We start from the raw sequence: 11,474 nt of genomic DNA, 5'->3' as shown, positions 1-11,474 counted from the left end.
ATGAAAAGCCTGCCGGTCGGAACCTTAGGTTTGAGGAATATAGATGTCGCCCTGGCTGACAGTAGTGGGAATCGGTGAAGACGGCTTCAAGGGGCTGGGCAGGAACGCCCGCCACGCCCTGCTGGGCGCTTCACGGATCGTCGGCGGCCAGCGTCAGCTAGATCTGCTGCCGGCCTGCATCCGCGGCGAGCGCCAGTTGTGGCCCAGCCCGTTTTCCCTGGAACCACTGTTGAGCCTGCGCGGAACGCCGGTCTGCGTGCTGGCCAGCGGCGATCCGATGCTGTTCGGCGTAGGGGCCAGCCTGGCCCGGCAACTGCCGGCCGACGAGTTGCAGGTGGTGTCCTTCCCCTCTTCCTATTCCCTGGCCGCGGCTCGCCTGGGCTGGGCGCTGCAGGACGTGGTCACGCTGTCGGTGGTGGCACGACCGATTGCCGCGCTCAATGCCCAGCTGTCCAGCGGCGTGCGCCTGCTGGTGCTGAGCAATGACCGCCACAGCCCGGCGGCGATCGCCGGCCTGCTGCGCGAACGCGGTTTCGGCCCGAGTCGCCTGACGGTGCTGGAGCACCTGGGCGGCCCCCTGGAACGGCGCCTGGACAGCACCGCCGATGACTGGAGCGATCCGGCGCTGGCCGACCTCAATCTGCTGGCCATCGAATGCCGGGCGGCAGCGGATACGCCGCAACTGTCCCGACTGGCCGGCCTGCCGGACTCGGCCTTCCGCCACGACGGCCAGTTGACCAAGCGTGACGTGCGCGCCATCACCCTGGCCCGCCTGGCCCCGGTGCCTGGCGAGCTGCTCTGGGATGTGGGCGCCGGCAGCGGCTCCATCGGCATCGAATGGATGCGCGCTCACCCCAGTTGTCGGGCCCTGGCCATCGAAGCCGACGATGGCCGCCAGCAGTTGATCGAATACAACCGCGACGTGCTCGGCGTGCCCGGGCTGCAGCTGATCCGCGGCAGCGCGCCCCAGGCCCTGGCCGGACTGGAGCGCCCCGATGCGGTGTTCATCGGCGGCGGAGTGACCCGCGAAGGCGTGCTGCAAACCTGCTGGGAACGGCTCAAGCCCGGCGGACGCCTGGTGGCCAACGCCGTGACCCTGCAAAGTGAAATGACCCTGATGCACTGGCGCCAGACGCACGGCGGTGAGCTGACCCGCATCCATATCGCCCAGGCCCAGCCCCTGGGGGAATTCGATACCTGGCGCCAGGCCCTGCCGATCACCCTGCTGGACCTGCACAAACCCCTGGACCTGCCATGAGTCTTCCTGGAGCGATCCGGCCCGCCAACGCGTCCTCCCCAAACACCGCCGTGCGTCCTTCGCGAGCCTGCTCGCTGCTACGGAGGCCGCGGCATGCGTGAGGAAACGGCCGAGCAGCCCGCGCCCCTGCGCAGCGGCCTGACCACCGGCAGTTGCGCCACCGCCACCAGCCTGGCCGCCGCGCGCCTGCTGCTGGGGGGCGTCAATGCCGATGCGGTGGAGATCGTCCTGCCCAAGGGCAAGCAGGTGCAGATGCGCCTGGAGTTCTGCCGCCGCACCGCCGAGGGCGCCGAAGCCGGGACCCTCAAGGATGCCGGCGACGACCCGGACGTGACCCACGGCGCCCTGCTCTACTCCCAGGTGCGCCTGACCCGCGAGCCGGGAATCCGCTTTGTCGCCGGCCAGGGCGTGGGCACTGTGACCCGCCCCGGCCTGGTGCTGGCGGTGGGCGAACCGGCGATCAACCCGGTGCCACGCCGGATGATCAGCGAGCACCTGCAACGGCTTGCCGAGGAGCACGCCTACACCGGCGGTTTCGAAGTCACGGTGAATGTCGAGGGCGGCGCCGAACTGGCCCTGAAAACCATGAACCCGCGCCTGGGGATTCTCGGCGGGCTGTCGATCCTGGGCACCAGCGGCATTGTCCGGCCCTTCTCCTGCGCGGCCTATATCGCCTCGATCCACCAGGGCATCGACGTGGCCAAGACCAACGGCTACCTGCACATTGCCGCCTGCACCGGCAACGCCAGCGAAGACACCATGCGCCGGGTCTACAACCTGCCAGAAATCGCCCTGATCGAAATGGGCGACTTTGTCGGCGCGGTGCTCAAGCACCTGCGCAAAGTGCCTGTGGATAAACTCAGCCTGTGCGGTGGCTTCGGCAAGATCAGCAAGCTGGCCGCCGGACACATGGACCTGCACAGCCGCCATTCCAGCATCGACCTGCCGCAACTGGCGCAATGGGCCGCCGCGGTGGGCGCCGGAGCCGAGCTGCAACAGGCCATCCGCGCAGCCAATACCAGCCAGCAGGCGCTGGCCATGGCCAGCGCCGCCGGGATCGCCCTGGGCGACGCGGTGTGCCGGCACGCCCTGGACTTCGCCCGCAGCGTGGTGCCGGCCCAGGTCCAGGTGGAAGTCTTCGCCATCGACCGCCAGGGCGGCATCGTTGGCCACGCCGGAGTCTTGTCATGAGCCGCATCCTGCTGCTGGGCGGGGTCACCGAGGCCCTGGCCATCGCCCGTACCCTGGGCCCTGAACATATCTACAGCCTGGCCGGGGTCGGTCGGGTGCCCAGCGACCTCAGGTGCCAGGTGCGGGTGGGCGGCTACGGCGGTGCCGAGGGCCTGGCGCGCTTTATCCGCGAACAACGCATTGGCCTCCTGCTGGATGCCACCCACCCCTACGCGGCGCAGATCAGCGCCAATGCCGTGGCTGCGGCACAGCACGCAGCCGTGCCTTGCTGGGCCTTGCGGCGCCCGGCCTGGCAGCCGCAACCGGGCGATGACTGGCGCGAGATCGCCGGCTGGGAGGCATTGGTCGAGGCCCTGCGGCCCTTCAAGCGGCCGCTGTTCACCCTGGGCCGCGAGCCGTTGCAGCATCTGAACGAGATTCCTGCGGGGCAGTTCTGGACCCTGCGCGCCCTGGAAAGCTGCCCCGGCAACGAGCGTTGCGAAGTCATCGGTGCCCGTGGGCCTTTCCTGATCGAAGACGAGCGCCAACTGTTCGCACGTCGGGACATCGATGTGCTGATCAGCAAGAACAGCGGCAGCAGCGCCACCGAGCCCAAGCTGGAGGTGGCACGTGAGCGGGGCATACCGGTGCTGGTGCTCAAGCGCCCAAAGCTGCCCGAGGCCGACCGCCACTTTGCCAGCGTGGCCGAGTTGCTGCAGGCGCTGCACTCGCCGGACAAAACCTGACAGGCAAAACCGCCGCGCCCCACAAACACTTGGGAAGCCCCTGGCAGCGCGCTACCAACCCCATGCTTTAGCCTCCTTGGACAGTCTCAATGGCGCCGGCTCCGCTCGTCGCCTGATTGAGCTCTAGGCGGGCAAATGGGTTGCCACGCTGTATCCCAAGGAATACATTCGCCATGTACGTCTTCGAGCAGACCCTGGAGTTCAGCCGCTGGCTCCTGCACCTGAAGGATCCGCAAGGCAAAACCCGTGTACTGGCCAGGATCCGCGCCGCCCAACTGGGCCGATTCGGCGACTGCGAAGCACTGGGTGGAGGCGTCTACGAGATGCGCATCCATAGTGGTCCCGGCTACCGGGTGTACTTCTCGCGCCGGGGCACGGTGATCTACCTGTTGTTGATCGGCGGTGACAAGAACACCCAGAGACGCGATATCCAACGCGCCAGGCAACTGGCCCACGACCTCAAGAGCGAGGGTTGAAACATGCACACCCCAGTCACCCGCTTCGACGCGGCGGAGTACCTCAAGACCCCTGAAGACATGGTCGCCTACCTCGACGCCTGCTTCGAGGAAGACACCGGCGACGGCAAGCTGATCCGCGCCGCCCTCAACGATATCGCCCGCGCCCGCGGCATGACCCAGATCGCCCGCGATACCGGCCTGGGCCGCGAGAGCCTGTACAAGGCCCTGGGCAGCCAGGGCAATCCCGAGTTCGCAACTATCATCAAGGTCATGAAAGCGCTCGGACTCAAGCTCCACGTCAGCCCGGCCTGAACTGGCACTGCGACACCACACCGCATACGCTGCTTTTTTACTTATCCACGGCGATCAGGCTAAATACCCGCCTGATCGCTCAACCGACGGATCGTCCCCATGTCCCGACAACGGCTCGCATTTGCCTGGATCGCCTGCTTCGCAGTGCTGTTCAACATGCTTGCCATGCCGCTTTCCGGGGCCATGCAGCGCAGCGATGCGGGACTGGACGAGCAACTGCTGTGGGGCAGTTTCTGTTCCGCCAGCGGCACCAAGCTGCAAGCCATTGCCTTGGGCAAGCTTGAGCAGAAAGCTCCGCAGAACGACGACCACTCGAACATGCAGCACTGCTGGTGCTGCTCAGGCTCGGCGCCCCTGGTGGCCCTGCCCGGCCATGCTCATCCGCTGAACTTCATGCGTTTCGCCGCCCAGCCGGGCGCGCCGCAACCGAAGATCGAACTGCTCACCCTGCGCCAGCAATGGCCCAGCCTGAACCCCGGTGCACCGCCTCTGGCATGATTCCGTTTCGCAAGTGATCTGCGTCTTTGAATCGTTCTGGAGAACTGCCATGTCTCAACCATCCCTGGTCAAGCAATCCCTGCTCCTGGCCGCACTGCTGCTGCCTGCCTGCTTCGCCAACGCCCATGACTACAAGGCCGGCGAGCTGCAGATCGCCCATCCCTGGTCCCAGGAACTGCCGCCGAACGCGCCGACCGTGGCCGCGTACTTCGTGGTGCACAACCCGGGCAAGAACGCCGACACCCTGCTCAGTGTCGACTCGCCGATCGCCGGTCGGGCCGAGCTGCATGAGCACGTCAAGCAGGGCGACATGATGAAGATGCAGCAGGTGCCCAAGGTCGCGGTTCCCGCCGGTGGCGAGGTGACCTTCGCGCCCATGGGCTACCACGTGATGTTGATGGAGCTCAAGGATCGCAGCCTGCTCAGCGACGGCAAGCGCTTCCCCCTGACCCTGCACTTCGAGAAGTCCGGCAATGTCACGGTTGAGGTCGCCGTGCAGAAGCAGGCCCCCGACGCCATGCAAGGGCATATGCACGACCAGTAAGCCCTGACCGGCCCTTCGACCGTGAACGCCCCGCACGCGCCTGGCCGCGGGCGGTCCGTGCCGCGTCGCAACTCCCGGAGAGTTCGACGCGGCAGCTGGATCAGCCTGTTCGCCATGTTGATGATCTTTATCGGCCCGCTGATTTCCCAGTCGATGCCGATGGATCACACCACGCCGATGAACATGTCCTCCGCCATGGACATGGGCGACGGCGCGCCCGGCTGTCACGGTGAAAGCCCGCATCACGCCCAACAGGGCAAGTCCCAGGGCGAGCAGCATGTGCTCTGGGAAAAGTGCGGCTATTGCAGCCTGCTGTTCAACTGCCCGGCACTGCCTTCGGGCCTGTCGTTCGCCGCACTGGCGACCACACCCACCAGCGGTTTCCTGATCCCCGCCACGCGCCTGGGCCACGCCCGGCAGACCGTGTTCCCCGGCGCCCTGACCCGCGCCCCACCGATCCTCGTCTGAGTCCCCTGCTCATCTCACACGGCCGGCTGTCAGCGCGACAGGCGCGTATCCGCGGCCGTGTCATTCAAGACTGATCGATGGAACATCTATGTTTTCTGCTGACTCTCGCCTGGGCGTTGCCCAGCCATTCAAGCCCTTCGCCTTGAACCCTGCCCGCCTGCATTTCAACCGTGCTCTGGCGGTACTCTGCGGCGCCCTGCTGAGCCCCCTGGCACTGGCCGACGACGCGCCAATGGAGCACGCCCAACACAGCACCGAACTGAGCCCGACGGTGATCACCGCCGTCGCCCCGAGCTCGCCGCTGACCGTGGTCACCAATCCCAAGGACCCGCGCCAGCCGGTCCCGGCCAGTGACGGCGGCGACTACCTGAAGACCATTCCCGGCTTTGCCCTGGTGCGCAACGGCGGCACCAATGGCGACCCGGTGCTGCGGGGCATGTTCGGCTCGCGGCTGAACATCCTCACCAACGGCGGCATGATGCTCGGCGCCTGCCCCGGACGCATGGACGCACCGACGTCCTACATTTCCCCGGAAACCTACGACCGCCTGACCGTGATCAAGGGCCCGCAAACCGTGCTCTGGGGCCCGGGCGCCTCGGCCGGCACCGTGCTGTTCGAGCGCGAACCGGAACACTTCGGCGAGCTCGGCACCCGGGTCAACGCCAGCCTGCTGGCCGGTTCCAACGGCCGTTTCGACAAGACCCTGGACGCGGCCGCCGGTGGTCCCCTCGGCTATGTGCGGGTGATCGGCAACACCGCCCATTCCGACGATTACAAAGACGGCAACAACGACACCGTGGCCTCGCGCTATGACAAGTGGAACGGTGACGTGGCCCTGGGCTGGACCCCGGACGCCGACACCCTGCTGGAGCTCACCGCCGGCAAGGGTGACGGTGAAGCCCGCTACGCCGGGCGCGGCATGGACGGCTCGCAGTTCAAGCGTGAAAGCCTGGGCCTGCGTTTCGAAAAATCCAACCTCGGCGAGGTGCTGGACAAGGTCGAGGCCCAGGTCTACTACAACTACGCCGACCACGTGATGGACAACTACAGCCTGCGCACCCCGTCCGGCACCGGGATGATGGCCGGCCCCATGGCCTCCAACGTCGACCGCCGCACCCTCGGCGCGCGGATCAAGGCCACCTGGCGCTGGGCCGACCTGCAACTGATCGGCGGCCTGGATGCCCAGACCAACGAGCATCGCGCCCGGGCCAGCAGCGGCATCGACACCTACAAGCAACTGCCTCGCACCAAGGACGCCGACTTCCATAACTACGGCGCCTTCGGCGAGCTGACCTGGTACGCCGCCGAGCGTGATCGCCTGATCACCGGCGCGCGCCTGGACCGCGCCTCGGCCAAGGACTATCGCGAGCGCATCGGCTCGGGAATGATGAGCCGCGCCAACCCCACCGCCGGCGACACCCGCGCCGATACCCTGCCCAGCGGCTTCGTGCGCTACGAGCATGACCTGGCCGACAGCCCGACCACGCTCTACGTCGGCCTTGGCCACACCCAGCGCTTCCCCGACTACTGGGAGCTGTTCTCGCCGAAAATGGGCCCGGCCGGCTCGCTGAATGCCTTCGATTCGATCAAGCCGGAAAAAACCACTCAGCTGGACTTCGGCCTGCAATACCAGAGCGAAGACCTTGAAGCCTGGGCCTCGGGCTACATCGGCCAGGTGCGTGACTACATCCTGTTCGACTACAACACCCAGATGATGAACATGAGCACCTCCCGGGCCGACAACATCGACGCCCGGATCATGGGCGGCGAACTGGGCGCGGCCTACAAGCTGACCTCCAACTGGAAAGCCGATGCGACCCTGGCCTACGCCTGGGGCAAGAACAGCAGCGATGGCAAGGCCCTGCCGCAGATGCCGCCGCTGGATGCGCGCTTCGGCCTGACCTACAGCCAGGACGACTGGAGCGCCGGGGCCTTGTGGCGGGTGGTGGCGGCGCAAAACCGCGTCGACCTGAACAAGGGCAACGTGGTCGGCAAGGACTTCGGCAAGAGCGGTGGCTTCGGCGTGTTCTCCCTCAACGGCGCCTACCGGGTGACCAAGAACCTCAAGCTCAGCACCGGGGTCGACAACCTGTTCGGCAAGGCCTACGCCGAACACCTGAACCTGGCGGGCAACGCCGGCTTCGGCTACCCGGCCAGTGATCCCCAGGCGATCAAGGAGCCCGGGCGCACCCTGTGGACCAAGGTCGACCTGAGCTTCTGATCCTCGTTCGCCGGCACGCCGGCTCCTCGCCACAGGAGCTGGCTGGCCGGCGAACAGTCCCCATAAGAAAAGATCCACTGCCCTGCGGAGCGTTCCCCGATGAGTCGACCCAACGTGTCTTTCTATAACCTGGCCTGGCGCTGGCATTTCTACGCCGGGCTGTTCGTGGCTCCATTCATGGTGATGCTGGCCCTGACCGGCATCATCTACCTGTTCAAGCCGCAACTGGACCCGCTGATGTACCCCAGCCTGCTCAAGGTGCCCGCCGGTCATCACCAGCTGAGCGCCGACGATTTGCTGCAACGGGTGCAAGCGGCCTACCCCCGGGGCCATATCACGCAGTACCTGCCGCCCATCGATGCCGAGCGCAGTGCGCAGTTCGTGGTGCAGGACCTGGGGCAGGAGCTGAATGTCTTCATCGACCCCTACCACGGCGACGTGCTCGGCGAGCAGGATGCCAAGCGCAACCTGCAGGCCGTGGCCCGGGCCATTCACGGCGAACTGATGATCGGCACCGTCGGCGACCGCCTGGTGGAACTGGCCGCGGGGTGGGGCATCGTCCTGGTGGTGTCCGGCCTGTACCTGTGGTGGCCCCGGGGCAAGTCGTCGGCCGGCGTGCTATGGCCGCGCTTCAATGCCCGCGGCCGCCTGTTCTGGCGTGACCTGCACAGCGTGCTGGGCTTCTGGGGCGCGGCATTCCTGCTGCTGATGCTGCTCAGCGGCATGACCTGGACCGGCTTCTGGGGCAAGCAGTACGCCGACCTGTGGAACCGCTTCCCGGCGGCCATGTGGAACGATGTACCGACCTCCGACCAGCAGGCCCGGGAACTCAACAGCGCCACGCGCCAGACCGTGCCCTGGGCGCTGGAAAACACGCCGATGCCGATGTCCGGCGACCACGCCGAACACATGGCCCATAGCGGGGCCGACAGTGCTCCCGCGGCCCCGAGCGTCAGCCTGCAAGCGGTGCAGGACATCGCTCGACAGCGCCAGGTGGCGCCGGGCTACAGCATTACCCTGCCCAAGAGCGCCACCGGGGTGTTCACCATTTCGGTGTTCGCCGATGACCCGCGCCACGACGCCACCCTGCATGTCGACCAATACAGCGGCCAGGTCCTGGCCGACGTGCGCTGGCAGCATTACAGCAACGTGGCCCGGGCCACGGAGCTTGGGGTGATGCTGCATGAGGGCAAGATGTTCGGCCGCATCAACCAGATCCTGGTGCTGGTGGTGTGCCTGATGATCCTGCTCAGCGCCGTGAGCGGCATCGTCATCTGGTGGAAGCGGCGTCCCCAGGGTCGACTCGGCGTCCCACCGCTGCGCCATGACCTGCCGAAATGGAAAACCGCGACCCTGATCATGGCGTTGCTGGCCCTGGCCTTTCCGTTGGTCGGGGCCTCGCTGGTTGCCGTGTGGTTGCTGGATCGGCTGCTGCTGTCACGCTTCAACCACGGCCCTGAATCGGCTTCATCTTCAACATGAATCAGCCGAGATGCGTGTTCCAGAGGGCTCTGTAGAATCCCGGCAGCTTAGCCATGCACAGTTATAATGTTACTTTATAACGCTAACGTGTAAGATCCCGGCCCGCAGTCCCCCCACTGCGGGCACCCCCTCGAAGAAGTGATTCAGCGTCCCGATGAACAACTCCCTGCTGCCCGGCCTCTGCCTGATCGCCCTGCCCTGCCTGGCCCAAGCGGCCCCATCTGCCTCGTCCCTGACCCTGCCTACCGGCACCATTTCGGCTGCGACCAGCGAGACCGACGACAGCGTCAGCCTGAACACCCCCACCCGCGCCGGTTCGCGCCTGAACCTCAGCGCCCTGGAAACCCCGGCCAGCACCGACAGCCTGAGCGGCGAACGGATCCGCGCCCGGGGCGATCGCAGCATTCAGGATGCGGTATCACGCAGCACCGGCATCAGCCGCACCGGCACCCCGGGGGACGGCGGCACCTCGCTGTCGGCACGGGGCTTTACCGGGCAGAGCTCGGTGATGCAGCTGTATGACGGCAACCGCCTGTACACCGGCATGGGCACCGTGACCTTCCCGGTGGACACCTGGGCGGTGGAGCGGGTCGACGTGCTGCGTGGCCCGGCCTCGGTGCTGTATGGCGAAGGCGCCACCGGTGCGGTGATCAACAGCATTCCGAAAAAGCCGTTCAGCGGCGCGATCGAAAACCACCTGCGCCTGGGCTACGGCTCCTTCGATCGCCAGCAACAAGCCCTGGACAGCGGCGGCTCCCTGAACGACAGCCTGAGCTACCGGCTCAACCTCAACCGCGAGCGCAGCAACGGCTGGATCGACCGCGGCGACTCCAGCGCCGACTTCGTCAGTGCCGCCCTGCGCTGGCAAGCCCGCGACGACCTGGCCTTCACCCTGGCCCACGACTACGGCGACCAGAACCCGATGAACAACTTCGGCACGCCGCTGATCGACGGGCGCTTGCACAAGAGCCTGCGGGACAAGAACTACAACATCCGCAATGACCAGCAGCACTACAACGACCAGTGGACCCGCCTGACCAGCGAATGGCAGATTTCCGACACCCTCAGTGCCAGCAACGAGCTGTACTACCTCAAGGCCCAGCGCCGCTGGCAGAACGCCGAGAACTACAACTTCAACCCGACCACCGGCCAACTGAGCCGCAGCGGTTACTACGGTATCGGCCACCAGCAGGAACAGGTCGGCGACCGCCAGACCTTCACCCTCCGGCACTCGCTGTTCGGCCTCGACAGCCAGACCCTGACCGGGGTGGACTACAACCGCATTCGCTTCCACCTGAAAAGCAATTCGCCCTTCACCGACAGCGTTACCAACGGTCAACCGCTGGACCTGTATCACCCGGCACCGGGCGACTTCGCCAGCAACAGCCCCTACCGCGATCAATTCAAGACCACCACCAAACAGATGTCGGTGTTCGCCGAAAACCGCCTGCAACTCAGCGAGCGCTGGTCCCTGGTGAGCGGTGTGCGCCGCGACTACGCGCATATCGATCGCGATGACTTGGTGAAGAACGAGCGCGATGACAAGACCCTCACCGGCAACAACTGGAAGGCCGGGCTGGTGTTCGCCGTCACTTCGGACACCTCGGTATACGGCCAGTACTCCACCAGCACCGACGGTGTCGGCGGGCTGATTTCCCTGAGCAAGAGCCAGCAGCAGTTCGACCTGTCCAGCGCCCGGCAGACCGAGATCGGCCTCAAGCAGGCGTTCTGGGACCAGCGCGGCGAATGGACCCTGGCGGCCTACCACATCGTCAAGAAGAAGCTGCTGACCGATGTGCCCGGCGAGCCGAACCGCAAACAGCAAGTGGGCCAGCAATCCTCCAACGGCCTGGAAGCCAGCCTGGAGCTGCAACTGCCCCACGCCTGGCAACTGCAGGCCAACGCCGCCATCGTTCGGGCCCAGTACGACGACTTCCAGCAGGACGTCAACGGCGTGCAAGTCTCCCGCGATGGCAATCGCCCGGTGGATGTGCCGCGCCGCACCGCCAACCTGTGGCTGAGCAAGGCCCTCAACGATGACCTGCGGGCCGGCGCCGGGGTGCGCTACGTGGATGCGCGCTACGCCGATATGGCCAACCGCAACGAACTGCCCAGCTACACCGTGGTCGACGCCAACCTGTCGTGGAAAGCCCTGCCCAATACCACCCTGGGCCTGCAATTGAACAACCTGTTTCACCGCCAGTACGCACAAAGCCAATACAATGACGGCCAGCAATGGATACTCGGCGAGCCGCGCTCGTTGTTCGTCACCGCTGACTACACCTTTTAACCGCACCGGCCGGACCCTACGGACACC

General features: G+C 66.2%; 11 protein-coding genes. All 11 read left to right on the top strand.

Annotation, left to right across the window (positions count from 1 at the left end; translation table 11 throughout):
• Positions 1–43: 43 nt before the first annotated feature.
• The 11 genes from PST29_RS03265 (at position 44) to PST29_RS03215 (ending at position 11,447) form a co-directional block, all read left to right on the top strand.
• Entirely contained in the window at positions 44–1,258 is a 1,215-nt protein-coding gene (locus PST29_RS03265; RefSeq protein WP_060842363.1) for a bifunctional cobalt-precorrin-7 (C(5))-methyltransferase/cobalt-precorrin-6B (C(15))-methyltransferase, read from the top strand.
• 93 nt (positions 1,259–1,351) lie between these two features.
• Positions 1,352–2,449 (top strand): cobalt-precorrin-5B (C(1))-methyltransferase, encoded by a 1,098-nt coding sequence (locus PST29_RS03260; protein WP_060837329.1) that lies wholly within the window; start codon positions 1,352–1,354, stop codon positions 2,447–2,449.
• On the top strand, positions 2,446–3,174 hold the full coding sequence (locus PST29_RS03255) for a cobalt-precorrin-6A reductase (protein ID WP_060842362.1): 729 nt from the start codon (positions 2,446–2,448) through the stop codon (positions 3,172–3,174). Before PST29_RS03260 ends, PST29_RS03255 begins: the two co-directional genes overlap by 4 nt.
• Positions 3,175–3,347: 173 nt before the next feature.
• Positions 3,348–3,650, top strand: a complete 303-nt coding sequence (locus tag PST29_RS03250; protein WP_060842361.1) for a type II toxin-antitoxin system RelE/ParE family toxin — start codon at positions 3,348–3,350, stop codon at positions 3,648–3,650.
• Between the two features lie 3 nt (positions 3,651–3,653).
• Positions 3,654–3,944 (top strand): addiction module antidote protein, encoded by a 291-nt coding sequence (locus PST29_RS03245; protein WP_060842360.1) that lies wholly within the window; start codon positions 3,654–3,656, stop codon positions 3,942–3,944.
• A 99-nt stretch (positions 3,945–4,043) separates the two neighbouring features.
• Positions 4,044–4,442 (top strand): DUF2946 domain-containing protein, encoded by a 399-nt coding sequence (locus PST29_RS03240; RefSeq protein ID WP_060837325.1) that lies wholly within the window; start codon positions 4,044–4,046, stop codon positions 4,440–4,442.
• A 49-nt stretch (positions 4,443–4,491) separates the two neighbouring features.
• Positions 4,492–4,986, top strand: a complete 495-nt coding sequence (locus PST29_RS03235) for a copper chaperone PCu(A)C (RefSeq protein WP_016968237.1) — start codon at positions 4,492–4,494, stop codon at positions 4,984–4,986.
• Between the two features lie 57 nt (positions 4,987–5,043).
• Positions 5,044–5,454 (top strand): DUF2946 domain-containing protein, encoded by a 411-nt coding sequence (locus PST29_RS03230; protein WP_060837324.1) that lies wholly within the window; start codon positions 5,044–5,046, stop codon positions 5,452–5,454.
• An 88-nt stretch (positions 5,455–5,542) separates the two neighbouring features.
• A complete protein-coding gene (locus PST29_RS03225; protein ID WP_060842359.1) occupies positions 5,543–7,675 on the top strand; it encodes a TonB-dependent copper receptor in 2,133 nt (710 codons plus the stop codon).
• 99 nt (positions 7,676–7,774) lie between these two features.
• Entirely contained in the window at positions 7,775–9,157 is a 1,383-nt protein-coding gene (locus PST29_RS03220; RefSeq protein ID WP_060842358.1) for a PepSY-associated TM helix domain-containing protein, read from the top strand.
• A gap of 154 nt (positions 9,158–9,311) precedes the next feature.
• A complete protein-coding gene (locus PST29_RS03215) occupies positions 9,312–11,447 on the top strand; it encodes a TonB-dependent receptor (protein ID WP_060842357.1) in 2,136 nt (711 codons plus the stop codon).
• Positions 11,448–11,474: the final 27 nt, after the last annotated feature.

It is taken from the genome of Pseudomonas sp. St29, assembly GCF_001547915.1.
Taxonomy (GTDB): domain Bacteria; phylum Pseudomonadota; class Gammaproteobacteria; order Pseudomonadales; family Pseudomonadaceae; genus Aquipseudomonas.
The sequence above is the reverse complement of the archived record's forward strand: the minus strand, read 5'-3'. Positions and strand labels throughout refer to the sequence as shown.